This is a genomic window from Acinetobacter sp. AS5 (assembly GCF_048957595.1).
GTDB lineage: Bacteria > Pseudomonadota > Gammaproteobacteria > Pseudomonadales > Moraxellaceae > Acinetobacter.
The window spans coordinates 15,754-34,253 of sequence record NZ_JARDAL010000029.1 but is presented as its reverse complement, the minus strand read 5'-3'; the positions used below and the strand labels follow the sequence as shown (position 1 = coordinate 34,253).

Genomic DNA, 18,500 nt, shown 5'->3' with positions numbered 1-18,500 from the left:
AAATAAAGAATTAATACGTGGATTAAAGCTTGCGGAAAAATACTATCTTATTCACATAAAAATTATGGATAACTTTAGAGTTATCCACATCTCTGATCAGGCTTTCTAGATGCTTGAAGCAATATTATTCACGTATTATTTAGCGTATTAGACCAAGTTTCTTATAAGCTATTGAAAATTGAAAATTTAAAATTTAGTTTTAGCAGCTTTTTATTTATTTTTGAGATATTGGATCTTCTGAATAGGCGATTTATTATTTTTTAGTCGAATCCACCTAAAGTATTCGATCTGTTTTTATTACACGCATCTTTAAATACCACTTTGACTGATCCAGTTTTCACCTAGTGTCGTGAACTGCATGCAAACTTCTCATCGTATAAAGAACGTCTTTCTACCTCACTTTCCTATTCAAAAATTATTTTAGAAGTTCTGATGCAGATCATTTTTATAACGATAGATTCACTCCAGATTTCAGGTATTCTCCCGAGTTGGTAATCTCTATACATAAACCCTTTCTTAGAGTCGATTTGGCTTACTCAACTTGGCTTTTTAAAACCTAAATGAACCCGTTCCATATCTAAAAATCGGTCCAAAATTACTTTATTTTGCCTAGCTCACAGGATATGAGTAAAAAATTGGTCTAAAAAAAGCGCCTCGAAAGGCGCTTTTTTATATCTGATTTTATCCTGAAGGGTTATGCATCAATATCTGCATTCAAGGCATTTTCTTCAATGAAAGCACGACGTGGTTCTACGTCATCGCCCATCAAGCAAGAGAACATACGATCCGCTTCAATCGCATCGGTAACTGTCACTTGCAGCATGTTACGGTTGTCTGGATCCATGGTGGTTTCCCACAACTGTTCCGCATTCATCTCACCCAGACCTTTATAGCGCTGGATCATCATGCCACGACGTGAGTCCTGCAAGATATGCTGCCAAACCTGATGGAAATTGCTAACCTGAATCTTGCGGTCGCCTTTTTGTAAATATGCACCCTCTTCAAGCAGGCTAAACCAACTCTTCGAGTTCTTTAATAAACGTGCATATTCACTTGAACCTAACAGTACTGAGTCTAACAGGTAGCTATGTGGCAAGTTATGTACATAGATCGTGATACGTGGCAACCAGCTTGCAGTTTTTTGACCATCTGCCAGTTCTTTTTCAAAACGTTCTAGGGTTAATTCTGGACGTAATGTAGGCTGAATGGCTTCAATCGCTACACGTAGATTCTCACCCCATGTTTCCACATAGTTTTTGTCTTCCAGCTGATCCAGCTTAAAGCCTTCCAGTGACAGTAGGGCATCAAGCAGACTCGCAGGATAACGTTGGGTCAAACGTGCCAAGCTCTTCTGGGAAGTCTGATAATCAGCAATCACATTCGCCAGTGCTTCACCACGAATCGCAGGCGCTTCTGCACTGATATGCAGTTCCAGCTCATCAATCGCATTCGAAATTAGGTAAGTCTCCAGTGCATCATTGTCCTTGATGTACTGTTCCTGCTTACCTTTTTTCAGCTTATATAATGGTGGCTGTGCGATATAAATATGACCACGTTCCACAAGTTCCGGCATTTGACGGAAGAAGAACGTCAACAGTAAGGTACGGATATGCGAACCATCCACGTCAGCATCGGTCATGATAATGATTTTGTGATAACGCAGTTTGTCCGGATTATATTCTTCACGACCAATACCACAGCCCAATGCGGTAATCAGCGTACCGACTTCAGCAGAGGAAATCATGCGGTCAAAACGGGCACGTTCCACGTTCAGGATCTTACCTTTCAGCGGTAAAATCGCCTGCATTTTACGGTTACGACCTTGCTTTGCCGAACCACCTGCAGAATCACCCTCGACCAAGTATAGCTCAGACAATGCTGGATCTTTTTCCTGACAATCGGCCAGTTTACCTGGAAGACCGGCAATATCCAGCGCACTCTTACGACGTGTCATTTCACGTGCTTTACGCGCTGCATCACGCGCACGTGCTGCATCAATGATCTTGCCAGCAATCGCTTTGGCTGCTTGTGGATTTTCCAATAAATATTCAGAAAATGCCTTATTCATGGCCTGTTCGACAGCCGTTTTTACTTCACTCGACACCAGTTTTTCTTTGGTCTGTGAAGAGAATTTTGGATCAGGCACCTTGACTGACACAATGGCAGTCAAGCCTTCACGTGCATCATCACCCGATACCGCAACTTTTTCCTTTTTCAGGATATTTTCGCTGTCCATGTAGTTATTTAAACCACGGGTCAACGCAGCGCGGAAGCCGGCCAAATGCGTACCACCATCCTTTTGCGGGATGTTATTGGTAAAGCAACGCACATTTTCCTGATAAGAATCATTCCATTGTAATGCGACTTCTACCGTAATACCGTTGTCGGCCTGTGCAGCAGTGAAGTGGAAGATATCATTCAGGTGCGTTTTGCCTTCGTTAATATATTTAACGAACTCAGATAAACCACCTTCGTAGTCATAGACATTCTCAAGATTGACGCGTTCATCACGCAGGACAATACGTACACCCGCGTTTAAGAATGACAATTCACGTAAACGACGCGCTAAAATATCAACATTGAAAATGGTTTGACTAAAGGTTTCAGCACTTGGGTAGAAACGTACTGTTGTACCCGATTTATCAGTTGTACCTGTTTCACGTAATTTATAAACAGGATCACCATGACGGTATTCCTGTTCATAAGTTTTGCCCGCACGGCTAATATTTAATAGCAGTTTTTCAGACAGCGCATTGACCACCGAAACACCAACGCCATGCAGACCGCCAGAGACTTTATAACTGTTGTCGTCGAACTTACCACCGGCATGCAGAATGGTTAAAATTACTTCTGCTGCAGACACGCCTTCTTCAGGGTGAATGTCGGTCGGAATACCACGACCATTATCAGATACTGAAACCGATTCATCTTCATGGATCGTCACTATAATTTCATCACAGTGGCCTGCCAAGGCTTCATCAATCGAGTTATCGACTACTTCAAACACCATGTGGTGCAGGCCTGTACCATCGTCTGTGTCACCAATGTACATGCCCGGACGCTTACGTACTGCGTCTAAACCACGTAATACCTTGATGCTAGAGGAATCATAAGCCTTTTCAATGGTTTGTTCTGTTTGAGAAGCAGCTTGATCTTCTGAACTCATGGTTTCTCCCTAGTGAAAAATAGGTCTATCCAAAGATGGGTAAAACTCAAAAAATATTATTGCACAACTTGAACTGTACCGTTTTCAACACTGAATAACTGATATGAGATAGACAAATCATGTAAGTGCTTTTGTACTGATTCATGGTCTAAGGTGGTAATAAAAACTTGACTACCAAGTTGGCTCAATCGCTCAATTAAACGTTGTTGTGCGGTTAAATCTAATTCTGCTGTCACATCATCTAATAATACCACAGTTTCCTTATTACAAGAATGGAGCATTGCGATTTGCGACAGTTTTAGTGCGATCATCAGCAGCTTTTTCTGACCCCGCGACAGGATCACGTCGGCATCCCCCATCGGGGTCTTTAAACGCAAATCCGCGCGATGTGGACCATATTCGGTATAGCGTCGCTCACAGTCTTTTTCATGCTGGTTGGTCAGATCATTCAGCAGGCCAGTTTCACTGTGAAAGCCCGGACTGTATTCCAGACTGACTTGCAAATCAGGTAATAACTGTTTCAGGTCATCTTCAAAAAAGGGCTTCCATTGTTCCACGATCCCGACACGTTGCGAATGTAAAATTTCACCATATTCACTGAGCATCTGGTTCCACGGTTCCAGATCTGACAGACTGAGAAAGCGTTTGCTTTTGAGCAAACTATTTCGCTGTTTCAGCGCACGAGAATAATATTGCCAGGCATGATAAAACTCTGGTTCCACGTGGAACATTAACCAGTCAAGGAGTTGGCGTCGTGGTTTAGCACCATGATCGATAATATCGGTGCTTTGCGGATCAATCAGCTGCAAGGGCAACAGTTTGGCCAGCTGTCCCTGGGTTGCGACCAGATCACCATTGACCTTGATCAGTTGCTCCCCACTGGCCATTTTTTGCATGCCAATTTTTTCAGTCGCAGACTGTGCAAATACAATCGCATCCTGCGCGCCATGCTGGATATAATTTTTGGGAATATGAGTACGGAAGGAACGACCGGCAGCCAGTAAATGAATCGCCTCTAAAATCGAGGTTTTACCTGAACCATTTTGCCCATAAAAAACATTAAACGGCTGCAATCCGTGGAGAGCAACCGTCTTTAAATTCCGCACACGCTCAATATGTAAACGCGTAATATGCATGTCTTATATGAATATCAGAAGCCGCGGCTTAAACACGCATCGGCATGACGACATAAGTCTGATCAGTATGCGCCGGGTCTTGTACTAAGACAGACTGATTCGCTTCAGTCATAGTCATTGACACATCATCGCCATCCAGCACACCGAGGACTTCAATCAGATACTGCGCATTGAAGGACATTTCTAGCGGTGAATCGGCATATTGAATCGCCAGGTCTTCAATCGCTTCATCCTGCTCCGGGTTATTGGCACGAAGTTGCAAAGAATCAGCATTGAAGTTCAGAAACACACCGCGAAGTTTTTCATTACTTAAAATCGCCACACGCTGCAAAGACTGCTTGAACACGTCATGTGCGATCATCACGACTTTGTCGCCCCCACGTGGAATCACACGGCGGTAGTCCGGGAACTTACCATCAATCAGCTTGGTAGTGAAACGCACGGTAATGTTCGCCTGTTCCTTGTCACGGCTTGGCATATTGATGGTCACATTGAGCAGTTCACGACCAATCAATAGAGATAATTGCTCATCTTCAACGCTGAGCAGGCGCTGTAATTCTGCAACGGCCTTACGTGGCACAATTGCCTGAATCGGCTGTGCTGCAGTGGATTGTGCTGCTGTTTCACACAGTGCTAGGCGGTGGCCATCGGTGGTCACAGCACGTAGCTGATTGGCATCAATTTCCAGCAAAGTACCGGTCAGGTAAAAACGCACATCCTGAACTGCCATGGCAAAGGCGGTTTTTTCGAACAGGCGTTTAAGTTCACGCTGTGTCACCGTCACTTGCGTGCCTTGGGTGTTTTCAGTGTTCAGTAATGGATAATCATCAGCAGGCAAGGTACCCAGTACAAAACGACTGTTGCCTGATTTAAGGATGCAGCGCTGATCTTCAGTAATATGCAAATCCACCAATGCCGCTGAAGGAAGTGACTTACAGATATCAATCAGCTTACGTGCAGGAACTGTGGTCTCGCCTTCCTGCAGACATGCACCTTCAGCCAGTGCTGTACTCGCCACCAGTTCGACTTCCAGGTCGGAACCGGTCACGGTCAATGCTTGCGTAGTCACCTGAATTTTCAGGTTAGACAGGATATTCAAGGTATGGCGACGTTCAACCGCTCCTACGACATGTGAGAGAACATTCAGTAAGCTTTCTTTCGCGATTTTTAAACGCACAGTGCATTCCTCTAAAGCTGAAGATTAATATAGAAAAAGTGATTTTTTTGACGGTTTACTATGCGGCAAAAGCAGCCGCATAGCAAGAATAGAATTTGAGCGATTTAGGTCAACTTTGCAACAGACGCTGCAGGTTTTTATAGTCTTCGTTAAAGATCGGATCTTCTTCACGCAGGCTTTGTACTTTCTCGCAGGCATGCATCACGGTACTGTGATCACGACCGCCAAAAGCCATGCCAATTTCCGGAAAACTGTCGCCGGTTAATTCACGTGCCAGCCCCATCGCCAGCTGACGTGGGCGGGCATAAATCCGGGTACGTTTTGGACCGACCAGTTCTTTCAGTGGAATCCGGAAATACTCACTCACCACACGCTGAATATTTTCAGTACTGATGGTACGGGCACGAATTGCCAGCACATCTTTTAAAGATTCACGCACCACATCCAGATCAATTGGCGTACCTTTAAAACGTGAAATCGCCACCACTTTGTTCAGCGCACCTTCCAGCTCACGCACGTTAGCCACCACCTGCTGGGCAATAAACAGCGCACAGTTACGTGGTAAATCGACCTGGTTGCTTTCTGCTTTTTTCAGCAGAATTTCAATTCGGGTTTCAATATCTGGCGGTTCAACCCCGACCGACAAGCCCCAAGAAAAACGTGAAACCAGACGTGGATCCAGCTCTGTCAGCTCTTTAGGATAACGATCCGAAGTCAAAATAATTTGCTTGGATTCATCCAAAAGTGCGTTAAAGGTGTAGAAAAATTCGACCAGACTGGCCTCTTTACCGGCCAGCAAGTGAATATCATCGACCAGTAATAAATCCAGAGAACGGCAGTTTTTCTTAAACTCTTCGACTTTACCCTGCTGCAACGAGCTGACAAAGTCCTGTACAAAACTTTCTGCGGTCATGTACATGACGCGTGCATTCGGCTTGGCCTGCAACAGCGCATTGCCGACCGCCTGCATCAAGTGGGTTTTACCCAGACCGGTCGGACCATATAAAAATAACGGGTTGTGCTGTGAAGCCCCCAGCTGGGTCAGTACCTTGCGACAGGTTTCTGCTGCCATCTGGTTCGATCGGCCTTCCACAAACAGCGAGAAGGTAAACAATGGATTCAACTGACGTCTACGGCTATTTTTGCCGCTGTCTTCTTTTTCTTTCTTCGGCTTCGGCACTGGCATCGGTGTCGAGGTCAATGCCGCAGTCGTGGTCGCCGGTTGTTCACTGGCAGATAAAATCGCCCCTGGACGTGAATCGACCAAAATCTCGACCTTGCGTACCCGTCCTTCAGACAACTGTTCTGCCAGAATCGTAATCAGTTCCAGATGATGTTCCTGAATGTAACGCGTCCAGTAAGGATTAGGTGCATACAAACGCAAGCTGTCTTCCAGCTCTTCTGCAACCAATGGGCGAATCCACATTGTAAAGACATTTCCAGAGAGCTCTTGTCGCAGGCGATTTAAGCAGTCCGTCCAAAGCATGTGAATCCCCTATTCATTCCATTGTTCATTCAAAAAAGATGACCGCGACCAAAAGCGGGTCGCCATTCTAACCAAGTTATCCACATCTGTCATGGCAATTTCCACAAAAACTGTGCAAAAAGAAATCAACATGTATGAATTTAAATTTAAAACCCAGTGTGGATAAGTTTATCCGCAAGCTGTGGATAAAATATATCATAAAGTTATCCACAAAGTATAAAATTAATAGAAACAGTTTTATCCACAATATAAGTTTATGTTTAATTAAATAAAAAGTGGCTTATCCATAGAAAAAGTGCTCCCTAATAGTAATAAATTTAAATTTATAAATTTGAATTTATTTATAAGATCACTAGTTTTTGTGGATAACTCAAAAAACTTCAAATTTAAATTCAAAACCGTAAGTTAAATTTAAACTCTGGATAACATGTGGATAACTTTGTTGATAGAGTTGTTTATAACTTATATATATTTATATAACAATAACTTAATTTGTGATTAACTTGAATTGAACTATTTTTTATTCAGTTCTTTGAAAAACCAGGGTCTTTATCTTTTTTGATCTTATTTGAAAAGAAAACCGCTTTTGCATTGACAGCTCAAGCAATGAGCACTAAAATCGCGGACCTTCACAGAAAGATCATTTTTTGGAGTTTCAATATGAAACGTACATTCCAACCGTCTGAATTAAAGCGTAAGCGTGTTCATGGTTTCCGTGCTCGTATGGCTACTAAAGCTGGTCGTCAAGTATTAGCTCGCCGTCGTGCAAAAGGTCGTCATAGCTTAACTGTTTAATCAGTTACGCTAAGACGATTTTGGGTGTTATGACAAAACTTTATAGTTTTGGCACAGAGTTCCGATTACGCTGTGCTGCCGATTATAAAGGTGTCTTTGATGGTGCGCTTTTTAAAGTGCATCAACCCCATTTCTTATTTCTTGCAAAACATTCCGAACTGCCAAATAGCCGTTTGGGTTTAGTTGTTGCCAAGAAGAAAGTGCGACGTGCACACGAAAGAAATCGAGTAAAACGACTTGCTCGCGAAAGTTTTCGCCTGCATCAACAGCAATTAGATGACTTAGACATTGTAATCATGCCAAAAATGGGTGTTGAAGCAGTGCCTAATGCAGAATTGCACCAGCAATTACAATTTGCCTGGCAGAAACTGAACCGTCTTGCCAAAAAGCATTCAAAAATAGCCCCCTCCCCACAAAAGTAGAGTTGGCCAATGGTACGTTTACTGCATTGGTTGATCCGTTTCTATCAGATTGCGATTAGTCCTCTTCTTGGACCGCGCTGTCGTTATATTCCAACTTGTTCTCAATATTCCTTGGAAGCAGTCCAGATGCATGGCGCTGGGCGTGGAGTGTGGCTGGCTACTAAACGTATTTGCCGTTGTCATCCGTGGGGGGGCTCGGGATATGATCCTGTTCCCTCAAAAGCGATTCGTTTTATTTCATTTCAGCAAATAGATTCTCAAACGCTTCACGTTGCTGTACCCTTTCGTGATCGTTTATTGAACCAAAATCACTCTCACCACTTGGGGTAATACATATGCAACAATGGGCCAGGATTGCAATTCTCGGAGCCATGTTTGTTGTCGCATATTTGCTCATTTTGGCGTGGCAAAAAGATTATGGAAATGCTGAAACAAAACCGCAGCAGGAAACTGCTGTTGTTTCGCATGACGTATCTGCAGATTTGCCAAATGGTCAGACGGCTACAGTTGCCTCTGATCTGCCACAAGCAAATGTGCCAGCACAGCAAGCCACGGATGCCACAGCACCTGTAAGTCAGCAGCTTATTTCAGTACAAACTGACCTTTATCATCTTTGGATTAATCCTAAGGGTGGTGATATTGTTCGTATTGAATTACTCAATCATGACAAGAACAAAGACAGCGATGAACCGTTCGTCATGCTGGAAAGCGATGCGAAACGTACTTATGTCGCCCAGTCTGGCCTGATCGGTCTGAATGGACCGGACAGCAGCCGTAACGGCCGTCCAATGTATGAGCTGGAAAAAACTGCTTATACCCTGGCAGATGCGAAAACAGTCAAATCCAAAGACGGTGAAAACCTGAAAGTATTGTCTGTACCGCTGGTGTTTAAAACCGCTGACGGGATCGAGATTATCAAGACCTTCAATTTCACTGAAGGTGAATATCCGGTCGTGGTAAATCACAAAGTGGTCAACCGCAGTGGCCAGACCTGGCAAGGTCAGATGTTCGGTCAGATCAAACGCGATAACTCGGAAGATCCAGGCAAGTCCGATCAAGGGATCTTCACGCTGGGAACATTCCTCGGCGGTGCATGGGGTACCCCGGACGAGCAGTACAACAAGCTTAAATTCGACAACTTTGTTGAAGAAAAAGTCAGTACTGAAGCGACAGGTGGTTGGGTGGCAATGGTACAGCACTACTTTGTCAGTGCATGGGTTCCAGGTCAGCTGAAGTTGACTCAAGGCAATGGCGAAGCTTATAGCGCCAAGCTTGAATCACGTAAATCAACCGATAACATGAACATCATCGGTTTTACTTCACCAACGTTTAATGTACCAGCAGGTACCGTGGCTGAAATTGATGCGACTTTCTATTCAGGTCCAAAAATCCAGTCAGAACTGAAAGATTTGGCTGCAGGTTTAAACCAGACCGTTGATTATGGCTGGTTATGGCCAATCGCGAAATTGCTGTTCGTGGGTCTTGAATTCTTCCATGGTCTGGTGGGTAACTGGGGTTGGGCAATTATTCTGTTGACCATCCTGGTGAAAGTGATCCTGTGGCCATTGTCGTCGAAGAGCTATCGCTCGATGGCGAAAATGCGGGTGATTGCGCCAGAAATGCAACGCATGAAAGAAGAGTTTGGTGAAGACCGCATGCGCTTCTCTCAAGAAATGATGGCATTGTATAAACGTGAACAGGTCAATCCGCTTGCCGGCTGTTTACCGCTGTTATTACAAATGCCGATTTTCCTGGCCTTGTACTGGGTATTGATGGAATCTGTGGAACTGCGTCATGCGCCATGGATGCTGTGGATTCAGGATTTGTCTTCAATGGATCCTTGGTTCATTCTGCCGTTGTTGATGGGCTTGACCATGTATATCCAGCAGTCGTTAAATCCGCAGCCGACCGATCCAATGCAGGCGAAAGTCTTCAAGTTTATGCCGATTATCTTTACGGTATTCTTGTTGTTCTTCCCTGCAGGCTTGGTTTTATACTGGATCGTCAACAACTTGATCACGATTCTGCAACAAACTTTGATTAACAAGTCTGTTGCCAAAGATCGTGCCAAACGTGATGAGGCCACTCCAGCCAACTAAGTTGTACGGATAGGCTGAATAAATCCGCTTAAGATGGTAATCTTAGGCGGATTTTTTTTGGCTGTACTTTTGAGTCCTTGCAGGTGAATTTTATGCTCAACCGAACCACAACTATTGCTGCGATTGCAACTCCACCAGGACGTGGCGGCGTTGGGGTGATTCGCCTGTCTGGCCCAAAATCCTATGAAATTGCTCAAGCCCTGACACAAAAAGAACTCCCCCAGGCCCGTTTTGCCGGTTTTCGCCAGTTCTACGATGCGACAGGCGAAGTCATGGATGAAGGACTGGTCATCTGCTTCCCGAATCCAAACTCATTTACCGGTGAAGATGTGGTGGAGCTACAAGGTCATGGCGGTCCGGTGATTCAGAATGCCCTGCTTGGCCGTTTACTGGAGCTGGGAGCCACTGCAGCCAAAGCGGGTGAATTCTCCATGCGTGCTTTCGAAAATGGCAAGCTGGATCTGGTGCAGGCTGAAGCAATTGCCGACCTGATTGATGCAACTTCGCAAGCGGCTGCACGTTCTGCGGTGCGTTCACTGCAAGGAGCTTTCTCGACCAAAGTCAATGCAGTCCTTGAGCAGCTGATTCATCTGCGTCTGCATGTGGAAGCCGCGATTGATTTTCCGGAAGAAGAAATCGACTTTCTGGCAGATGGCAAGATTTTAAATCTGCTGGATGGCGTATCCAGTGCAGTCACTCAAGTCCAGCAATCCGCACGTCAAGGACAGCTTCTACGTGAAGGCTTGCAAGTCGTAATTGCAGGTAAACCGAATGCCGGTAAATCCTCTCTACTGAATGCGCTGGCCGGAATTGAACGCGCGATTGTGACCGATATTGCTGGCACCACCCGTGATGTGCTGCATGAGAAAATTACCTTAAATGGCTTACCGATTACCCTGACCGATACGGCTGGTCTGCGTGAAACCGGTGATATCGTGGAAAAGGAAGGGATTCGCCGCGCGATTAAGGAAATTGAACAGGCCGATTTATTACTCTTGGTCTATGACTTAAGCCAGGGCGAAGATCCGCTGCAACTCGCCCAAGAATATTTTGCCGAACATATCGAGCCAAAACGTTTGATGCTGATTGGCAATAAATGCGACCTGACCGGTGCTGAAGCCGTGATTGGCGATTTAAATGGTTTCCGGCATATTGCAGTCTCTGCCAAACAGGAAACCGGTGTTCAAGCGCTCATAGAGGCGATTACAGCGCATGCAGGCTTCCAGCCTGAGGAAGACACCTTTATCGCCCGTACCCGTCATTTAGACGCAATGAAGCGCACTCAGCTCTATCTGGCTGAAGCGCGTGAACAACTGGTGGTGTATAACGCCGGTGAACTGGTGGCGGAATCCTTACGTCTGGCGCAAAATGCCTTGGGTGAGATCACTGGTGATTTCAGTGCAGATGATCTGCTGGGCAAGATCTTCGGTTCATTTTGTATTGGTAAATAATTATTTAATAAAACATCAAAAAAGCCCTCAACTGAGGGCTTTTTTTAGGCTGGTAGGCGGGATTTTTGATACGCCCACCACAGCGCAAAACACAGCAAACTAATCGCGATACAAAAGCTGATTACGGCGAAATCCAGCCCCCAATGATCGGCCAGATAACCCACAGCAATGATGGGAACAATAGTGCCCAGATAGGCAATAAACAGATAGGTTGACATGACGGCTGCACGGTTGTCTAAGCTGGTCATTTGATGAATCAGGGCAAAAGCACCCATCAGGGCAAAACCATGGCCAATTCCAAAGCAAATATCACTGATAAAAAATAGCAGGCTGATTTTCGAATACATACATAGCGCTAAAACCATCAGGCTCAAGCACATCATCATTAGGCCGATATTCAGACATTTAGACGCTGCGACCGCTTTGGTTATAAACTGCACGATCACTGAAACCACTAAGATACTGGTAATGGCCAGTCCGCTGACCAGAGGGCCATGCCAAGGTAAAATATTTCGGACAAAGGATGGCGACAGGGAAGCAAACAGGCTAAAGGCGGCAAAGGCACTAAAAGCTGTCACTGCAATAATCATAAACACACGATGAAACTGGGCTTCAGGTCGTTGCAGTTTAGGCGCCATGCTAAAGGGCTGAACCTCAAACTTGGGTGCTTTAATCCAGAACAGGCCAATCAGACACAATACGGCACCCAGAATAATCGGCAAATATGGCATCACCAAAGGCGCAGCGGAAAACTGCGCAATCACGCCACCGACCAAAGGTCCCAAACCAAAACCCATTGCGGTGATGATTGAAATCAGTTGCGGTGCAGTGTGCTTATGGCTTTCCGGGATGGTATGCATTAAACCCATCATGGCAGAAGTGGTCATCAAGCCCGAGGCAATCCCAATAATAAAACGGCCAATCGAGAGGATCAGTGCATTCTGGGCAAAAACGGAAATGATCAGACCCAGCGTGATCAGGGCCAGACCAATTTGCAGGGTCCGTAAAAATCCGATGCTGTTACTGGTTCTGCCCAAAAACAACAAGGTCGAGAGACAGCCAAACATATAGGCGACAAAAATGTAGGTGATCTGGCTGGGCAGCAAATGCCAGAGCTGTTGATAAATCGGATAAAGCGGACTGGCCAAAGCGGTGCCAATCGTTCCCATCATTAAAGCCAGGCTGACCATCAAGAACGGTCGCCAGCTGGTCGTTATTGTCATGAAAATGCCGTTATAGTGTTAATCCTTGGCCAATCCATGTCAGGGCGTAGCGAGGAAAATAGAAAGTGTCTGCAGTTTAGAATGGATACAGAAAATCGGTCAAGGCTGAATGAGTAAAATGTTTATCATTTAATATATTTTAATTATATAAAACAATTACTTATTATGAATATTGATGTGTTTTCTAGATAGATTGGAGTTCAATCTAACGCTATACATGGTGTTCCACGTGAAACATTATGAACTTGTTTAACTGAGTCTAAACAGTAACATAAATGTTTGAGAAATTTAAAAGCAGAGCGATTAGAATCGAAGCATATTCTTATCCAATTCATGTAGAACATTCATGTTAAAAAAAACACTGATCATTAGTTTAAGTACATTCATTTCAAGCTTCGCATTTGCCAATATTGATACGGTACAATCTAATTTGGCAAAAAACAGTCCCAATTTAAAAATTGAAAATATTCAGACCACCGAGATGAAAGGCATCTATAGCGGTTCCATGCAGGGCCAAGTGGTTTATCTGAATGAAGATGCCAAGCATCTGATAGCCGGTCCGATGCTGCGGATTCAGGATCAACATAATCTGACCCGTGATTTAATGCTGAAACAAAATAGTATCGACTGGAAAAAATTACCGCTTCAGGATGCTGTAAAAAGTGTAAGAGGTACGGGTAAACGTCAGATTGCGATCTTTTCTGACCCAAATTGCCCGTATTGTAAAAAGCTTGAGCTAGAGCTGAAAAAACTGAATGACTTGACCATTTATACCTTTATTCTTCCTTTAAAACCCCAGTCGGCTGCTCCTTCAAAACAGGTGTATTGCGAGTCTAATCCAGCTCAGGCATGGGAAGATCTGATTGCTCAAGGAATTCAACCTAAATCGAAAAAAACTTGTGCCAGTCCGATTGAACGGAATAAAAAACTGGCTCAGTCTATGGGGGTGAATGGTACACCTGCGATTATTTTTTCCAATGGTTTTAAGGTGATGGGCGCCTATCCGGCAGAGCAGATTGAGCAGATTTTTAAAGAATTCAATTTATAAAAATTAAATAAAGATATCAGTCGCTCAATATAAAAAAAGCACCTCATGGGGTGCTTTTTTTATTAAGGTGATCCAGTCAGCATCAGCTTGATTTAGACCGTGCGGCGTTTGGTCACCATATTATAAATAAACAGAATAATCACAGCACCAATCACGGAAGCAATCAGACCTGCTGCGGAATCTGCCGAGTACAGACCGAGCATACGACCACCAAAAGTCGCCAACAAGGAGCCGGCAATACCCAGCAAGGTGGTCATGATAAAGCCTGCCTTGTCATTACCTGGATGAATGGCACGTGCAATTAGACCTGCTACAAAACCAATGACGATCGCCACAATAATTGTCCACATATGCATACTCCTTCTTATCATGTCTTTGTTTTCACATCTGTTTAATCATCTTGAAACAAAGTCAGGATCATAAAAAGTTGAATCCTGAAACGAGATGTTATTTTTTGTTCCCGGTTTTTTCTGTATTTTAGGTATAAAAAAAGTGGCTTATGCCACTTTTTTCAACCTGATTTTAAAGACCGATTTCACCAATAAATGGCAGGTGACGGTACTTCTGGTCATAGTCCAAGCCATAACCCACGATAAATTTATCTTCAACCTCAAAGCCCATAAATTCGACCTTCAAATCGATTTCACGACGCGATGGTTTACTTACCAAAGTACACAGTTGAATCGAGTTAGGTTCACGGGTTTGCAGGATTTCGAGTACCTTGCTTAAGGTGTTGCCTGAGTCAATAATATCTTCAACCACCAGCACATCTTTACCACGGATTTCACCGTCTAAATCTTTCAGGATTTTTACATCACGTGACGATACCGTGCCACCGCCATAACTGGACACAGTCATGAAATCCAATTCATGCGGTTTTGAAATCACACGACATAAATCAGCCATAAAAATCACTGAACCACGTAATAAACCGATGAGCACAAGTTCTTTGTCACTATTGGCATAGTGTGCATTGATTTGAGCACCAAGCTCTTTGACTTTAGCTTGAATTTCTTCAGCGGAAATCATTACGCTCATTTGAACGGTCATGGGTAGATACCTAAAAAGTAAAAATAGCAAAATAAAAAAGGTGTTGACCTGCAACACCTGAATACGTCGCAATTTTAATACATCCCTAGCAGAGATGCACCTGTTTTGCTGGCTGTAAATGTAATCATTTTTTAGCCGCTGCTGAATCGCGTTTCAATAAAAAAACACAGCCCAGTGCCATTGCAGACAGGATCAAGTATTGGCGACGGCGGGATTTTTTCGGTTTATTCACTGGCTGCTGCTTTGACATAAACGGCTGCTCCATAGACATAGGTGGCTGCAATATTACGGTCATCGCCAAGCATGGTCAGTGCAAAAAATGCATCTTCAATATTTTTAGCTTTGCTCTGGCGTAACTGCTGTAAGGCAGTTGCATTGAGATTCAGCACCACAAAGTCGGCTTCTTTGCCAATATTAAAGTTCCCCAGGCGATCATCCAGACTCAAGGCTTTGGCACCGCCTAAAGTGGCATGATACAAGGCCTCAAGGGCGGAGAGTTTTTCGCCCTGTAACTGCTGCACCTTATAGGCTTCATTCAGGGTTTGCAGCTGATTAAATGATGTTCCTGCTCCAATGTCTGTGCCTAAGCCGACTTTGACTCCTTTGTCCCAAGTTTTTTTCAGGGGAAATAAGCCACTGCCCAGGAATAGATTTGAGGTCGGACAGAAGGCAATGGCGGAGTCGGTCTGATGCATACAATCCCACTCTTCATCTTCCAGATGCACACAATGTGCAAAGACGGACTTGCTCCCGGTTAAACCATAATGATGATACACATCCAGATAACCTTCACGTTCAGGAAAGAGTTCTTTGACCCAAGCAATTTCATTTTTATTTTCACTTAAATGGGTATGCACATAGACATCCGGATATTCGGCTTTGAGCTGCCCGGCTTTTTGTAGTTGTTCAGGTGTTGACGTCGGTGCAAAGCGTGGGGTAATCGCATACAGGTTCCGTCCCTGTCCATGCCACTTTTCAATCAGCGCTTTAGAGTCAATATAAGCCGTTTCTGCTGTATCCGTCAGCGCTTCCGGTGCATGACGATCCATCAGGACTTTACCTGCGATCAAACGCATATTGCGTGTGGTTGCGGCATTAAATAAAGCATCTACGGATTCAGGATGAACGGTACAAAAGACCAGGGCAGTGGTGGTGCCGTTTTTAAGCAATTCCTGCACAAAAAATTCGGCAATTTTTTCGCTATAGGATGCATCTTGAAACTGGATTTCAGTGGGGAATGTATAGGTATTTAACCATTCCAGCAGTTGTTCACCATAAGCCCCGACCATTTCCGTTTGCGGGAAATGAATATGGGTGTCGATAAATCCGGGAACAATCAGTTGATCTGGATAGTGTTGTAATTCAAGGTCGGTAGGAAGTCGTGACTGCCCTTCTTGCCAAGGACCAAACCACTGGATTTTACCTTCGTGAATGATGACTAAACCATCTTCTACATATCGCACTTGGTCGTGTATATCACGTGCTTGGGCAACTGTATTCTGAATATCGAGGAAGCGACCACGGATCGCTGTCGTTGCAATTACAGAAGACATTTTAAACCTACGCTTTTAATTTTTTCGATTGATTGTAGCTGAAAAAATTGCCATGTTTGTATGAACATTCATATTTAAATAGCGATCCAGATTCTTCTATGACCCCATCCAATTATTATGATCAATTTCAACAGATCGTACGTGCGCAGCCGACATTAATGCGCATCTTGCATCAGTTAGCACAATTACACTCTGACGCTTATGTCGCAGCGGGTGTGTTACGTCATGTGATCTGGGCGCATTTACATGGATGGGAATATGAAATAAATCATACTGAGGTCGATGTGATTTTCTATGATGAAAATGAGCAGGCTCGCGTTATAGAACAGCAACTTGCAGATCGGTTAAAAGAGTATTTTCCAGATATCCGTTGGGATGTGACTAATCAAGCCTTTGTACATGAGTGGTATCGTACCGATCAAAATGAAAATATTGAGCCTTTAACTTCAATTAGTCATGCGCTGTCATTATGGCCAGAAACTGTCACGGCCTTGGCACTGCGCCTGAAAGATGATGAATTGGAGTTGATTGCTCCTTTCGGTTTAGCAGATTTATTTGAGTTAAAGCTGCGTTGGAATCCGAATTTAGTCAGTTATGCCGTGTTTGAACAACGCATGCTGGGCAAACAGTTTTTGCAAAAATGGCCCAAATTATCCCTGATAGAACAATAAAAAAAAGCCTGCTGATGCAGGCTTTTTTGATGATTACTTTTTACAGGGTGGTTTCGTTATATTTCTTGCTATGACGAATCGACAAGATCGCGGTCACAGTCAGGACAATCACAATAAAGCTCAAAGAAATCCAGATCGGCATATGGAACACATCCAGCATCAGCATTTTAAAGCCGATAAAGACCAGAATGATCCCGAGACCATAAGGCAGATAATGCATTTTTGAGGCTGCGCCCGAGAGCAGGAAGAACATCGCGCGTAGGCCTAAAATCGCCATCAGGTTTGCGGTAAGGACAATAAAGGGATCGGTGGTGACGGCAAAAATAGCTGGAATAGAATCGACGGCAAAGATCACATCAGAGGCTTCAACCAGGATCAGGACCAAGAACAACGGCGTTGCCCAGAGCAAACCATTTTGACGGACAAAGAATTTGTCGCCCTGAAGTTGCGGGGTAATACGCATATGTTTACGTAGCCATTTCAGAATCGCCATATCTTCAATATTGCTGTCTTCTTCATGCTGACCACGCAGGAATTTGAAGCCGGTATACACCAGGAACGCACCGAAGATATACAGAATCCAAGAGAATTCCTGTACAAACCAGGCGCCAATAAAAATAAAGATGGTTCTGAGTACAATCGCACCCAGTACGCCATATAACAGCAGTTTACGTTGCAGTGCGGGTGGAATGGCAAAGGCCGCGAAGATCATCAGCCAAACAAAGACGTTATCAATCGCCAGGGATTTTTCCAGCAGATAACCGGCAAAGTATTCCATGACCTTGGCATTGGCAATTGCCGTGCCTGCGGTCTGTTCCAGATACAGCCATAAGCCGCCACCAAATAAAGTCGCGACACTGACCCAGGCAATACTCCAGTATGCAGCGGTACGGACTTTAACTTCCTGACCATGCTGATGCTTAAAGCCGACAAAATCGATTACCAGCATGACTGCGACAATCGCGAAAAAGACAAGATACAGCCAGAGCGTACCAATGGTTTCCATGTGAATTCTCCACATCGGGCGACTGGCCATAAAAAAACCTTGACCAGTTGCCAGATGAAAAACATCTATAACAACATGATCAAGGTCTTGCCTACATCTTACTGTTTCACTTTTTTATATAAAGTGTGACTTCAAGATGCTCAGATACCGACTTTTTGCAAAGTGTAATGACGATATTCTGACACGTTTAAAAATTGAAATTTCATTCTTAAACGCT

Annotated in this window: 17 protein-coding genes; 7 read left to right on the top strand and 10 right to left on the bottom strand. The window is 44.2% G+C overall.

The window, feature by feature from the left end; all coding sequences use genetic code 11:
* Positions 1–694: 694 nt before the first annotated feature.
* The 4 genes from gyrB to dnaA form a co-directional block, all read right to left on the bottom strand.
* Entirely contained in the window at positions 695–3,166 is a 2,472-nt protein-coding gene (gene gyrB, locus PV763_RS10655; protein ID WP_004728977.1) for a DNA topoisomerase (ATP-hydrolyzing) subunit B, read from the bottom strand.
* Between the two features lie 56 nt (positions 3,167–3,222).
* Positions 3,223–4,302: a DNA replication/repair protein RecF gene (recF, locus tag PV763_RS10650; protein ID WP_004728979.1), complete on the bottom strand. Its 1,080-nt coding sequence runs from the start codon at positions 4,300–4,302 to the stop codon at positions 3,223–3,225.
* Positions 4,303–4,330: 28 nt separating this feature from the next.
* Positions 4,331–5,479, bottom strand: coding sequence for a DNA polymerase III subunit beta (dnaN, locus tag PV763_RS10645; RefSeq protein ID WP_004647129.1), 1,149 nt, complete (start codon positions 5,477–5,479; stop codon positions 4,331–4,333).
* A gap of 109 nt (positions 5,480–5,588) precedes the next feature.
* The gene (dnaA, locus tag PV763_RS10640) at positions 5,589–6,965 is read right to left on the bottom strand and encodes a chromosomal replication initiator protein DnaA (RefSeq protein WP_004281934.1); all 1,377 of its coding nucleotides are present in this window, start codon (positions 6,963–6,965) and stop codon (positions 5,589–5,591) included.
* A 660-nt stretch (positions 6,966–7,625) separates the two neighbouring features.
* Between dnaA and rpmH the strand changes: the two genes are divergently transcribed.
* The 5 genes from rpmH to mnmE all read left to right on the top strand — a co-directional run bounded on the left by rpmH (position 7,626) and on the right by mnmE (position 11,732).
* Positions 7,626–7,760 (top strand): 50S ribosomal protein L34, encoded by a 135-nt coding sequence (gene rpmH / locus PV763_RS10635; protein ID WP_000831329.1) that lies wholly within the window; start codon positions 7,626–7,628, stop codon positions 7,758–7,760.
* Between the two features lie 29 nt (positions 7,761–7,789).
* Complete coding sequence (gene rnpA, locus PV763_RS10630) at positions 7,790–8,182, top strand: ribonuclease P protein component (protein WP_004728981.1); 393 nt, start codon at positions 7,790–7,792, stop codon at positions 8,180–8,182.
* A 9-nt stretch (positions 8,183–8,191) separates the two neighbouring features.
* Positions 8,192–8,512, top strand: coding sequence for a membrane protein insertion efficiency factor YidD (yidD, locus tag PV763_RS10625; RefSeq protein WP_004281931.1), 321 nt, complete (start codon positions 8,192–8,194; stop codon positions 8,510–8,512).
* Positions 8,513–8,517: 5 nt separating this feature from the next.
* A complete protein-coding gene (yidC, locus tag PV763_RS10620) occupies positions 8,518–10,281 on the top strand; it encodes a membrane protein insertase YidC (RefSeq protein WP_004728983.1) in 1,764 nt (587 codons plus the stop codon).
* A gap of 92 nt (positions 10,282–10,373) precedes the next feature.
* Positions 10,374–11,732: a tRNA uridine-5-carboxymethylaminomethyl(34) synthesis GTPase MnmE gene (gene mnmE, locus PV763_RS10615; RefSeq protein ID WP_396470078.1), complete on the top strand. Its 1,359-nt coding sequence runs from the start codon at positions 10,374–10,376 to the stop codon at positions 11,730–11,732.
* Positions 11,733–11,776: 44 nt separating this feature from the next.
* On the opposite strand, the gene PV763_RS10610 is transcribed toward mnmE, so the two are convergent.
* Positions 11,777–12,922, bottom strand: coding sequence for an MFS transporter (locus PV763_RS10610; protein ID WP_396470087.1), 1,146 nt, complete (start codon positions 12,920–12,922; stop codon positions 11,777–11,779).
* Between the two features lie 379 nt (positions 12,923–13,301).
* Between PV763_RS10610 and PV763_RS10605 the strand changes: the two genes are divergently transcribed.
* Positions 13,302–14,003 (top strand): DsbC family protein, encoded by a 702-nt coding sequence (locus PV763_RS10605; protein ID WP_420937806.1) that lies wholly within the window; start codon positions 13,302–13,304, stop codon positions 14,001–14,003.
* 92 nt (positions 14,004–14,095) lie between these two features.
* Here PV763_RS10605 and PV763_RS10600 read toward each other — a convergent pair whose 3' ends face one another.
* The 4 genes from PV763_RS10600 to guaD all read right to left on the bottom strand — a co-directional run bounded on the left by PV763_RS10600 (position 14,096) and on the right by guaD (position 16,606).
* Positions 14,096–14,353, bottom strand: coding sequence for a GlsB/YeaQ/YmgE family stress response membrane protein (locus tag PV763_RS10600; RefSeq protein ID WP_004281926.1), 258 nt, complete (start codon positions 14,351–14,353; stop codon positions 14,096–14,098).
* A 172-nt stretch (positions 14,354–14,525) separates the two neighbouring features.
* Positions 14,526–15,053 (bottom strand): hypoxanthine phosphoribosyltransferase, encoded by a 528-nt coding sequence (hpt, locus tag PV763_RS10595; protein ID WP_004647133.1) that lies wholly within the window; start codon positions 15,051–15,053, stop codon positions 14,526–14,528.
* A 124-nt stretch (positions 15,054–15,177) separates the two neighbouring features.
* A complete protein-coding gene (locus tag PV763_RS10590; protein WP_276534081.1) occupies positions 15,178–15,303 on the bottom strand; it encodes a hypothetical protein in 126 nt (41 codons plus the stop codon).
* Positions 15,278–16,606, bottom strand: coding sequence for a guanine deaminase (gene guaD, locus PV763_RS10585; protein WP_420937805.1), 1,329 nt, complete (start codon positions 16,604–16,606; stop codon positions 15,278–15,280). Before guaD ends, PV763_RS10590 begins: the two co-directional genes overlap by 26 nt.
* A 98-nt stretch (positions 16,607–16,704) precedes the next feature.
* Between guaD and PV763_RS10580 the strand changes: the two genes are divergently transcribed.
* Complete coding sequence (locus PV763_RS10580) at positions 16,705–17,277, top strand: nucleotidyltransferase family protein (protein ID WP_420937804.1); 573 nt, start codon at positions 16,705–16,707, stop codon at positions 17,275–17,277.
* 40 nt (positions 17,278–17,317) lie between these two features.
* Here the strand turns inward: PV763_RS10580 and PV763_RS10575 are convergent, their stop codons facing one another.
* Complete coding sequence (locus PV763_RS10575) at positions 17,318–18,283, bottom strand: TerC family protein (protein ID WP_004647138.1); 966 nt, start codon at positions 18,281–18,283, stop codon at positions 17,318–17,320.
* Positions 18,284–18,500 lie beyond the last annotated feature (217 nt).

Coding starts and splice junctions, on each gene's coding strand:
- gyrB (WP_004728977.1), bottom strand. CDS start 3,166: ATGAGTTCAGAAGATCAAGCTGCTTCTCAAACAGAACAAACCATTGAA.
- recF (WP_004728979.1), bottom strand. CDS start 4,302: ATGCATATTACGCGTTTACATATTGAGCGTGTGCGGAATTTAAAGACG.
- dnaA (WP_004281934.1), bottom strand. CDS start 6,965: ATGCTTTGGACGGACTGCTTAAATCGCCTGCGACAAGAGCTCTCTGGA.
- rpmH (WP_000831329.1), top strand. CDS start 7,626: ATGAAACGTACATTCCAACCGTCTGAATTAAAGCGTAAGCGTGTTCAT.
- rnpA (WP_004728981.1), top strand. CDS start 7,790: ATGACAAAACTTTATAGTTTTGGCACAGAGTTCCGATTACGCTGTGCT.
- yidD (WP_004281931.1), top strand. CDS start 8,192: ATGGTACGTTTACTGCATTGGTTGATCCGTTTCTATCAGATTGCGATT.
- yidC (WP_004728983.1), top strand. CDS start 8,518: ATGCAACAATGGGCCAGGATTGCAATTCTCGGAGCCATGTTTGTTGTC.
- mnmE (WP_396470078.1), top strand. CDS start 10,374: ATGCTCAACCGAACCACAACTATTGCTGCGATTGCAACTCCACCAGGA.
- PV763_RS10610 (WP_396470087.1), bottom strand. CDS start 12,922: ATGGTCAGCCTGGCTTTAATGATGGGAACGATTGGCACCGCTTTGGCC.
- PV763_RS10605 (WP_420937806.1), top strand. CDS start 13,302: ATGTTAAAAAAAACACTGATCATTAGTTTAAGTACATTCATTTCAAGC.
- PV763_RS10600 (WP_004281926.1), bottom strand. CDS start 14,353: ATGTGGACAATTATTGTGGCGATCGTCATTGGTTTTGTAGCAGGTCTA.
- hpt (WP_004647133.1), bottom strand. CDS start 15,053: ATGACCGTTCAAATGAGCGTAATGATTTCCGCTGAAGAAATTCAAGCT.
- PV763_RS10590 (WP_276534081.1), bottom strand. CDS start 15,303: ATGTCAAAGCAGCAGCCAGTGAATAAACCGAAAAAATCCCGCCGTCGC.
- guaD (WP_420937805.1), bottom strand. CDS start 16,606: ATGTCTTCTGTAATTGCAACGACAGCGATCCGTGGTCGCTTCCTCGAT.
- PV763_RS10580 (WP_420937804.1), top strand. CDS start 16,705: ATGACCCCATCCAATTATTATGATCAATTTCAACAGATCGTACGTGCG.
- PV763_RS10575 (WP_004647138.1), bottom strand. CDS start 18,283: ATGGAAACCATTGGTACGCTCTGGCTGTATCTTGTCTTTTTCGCGATT.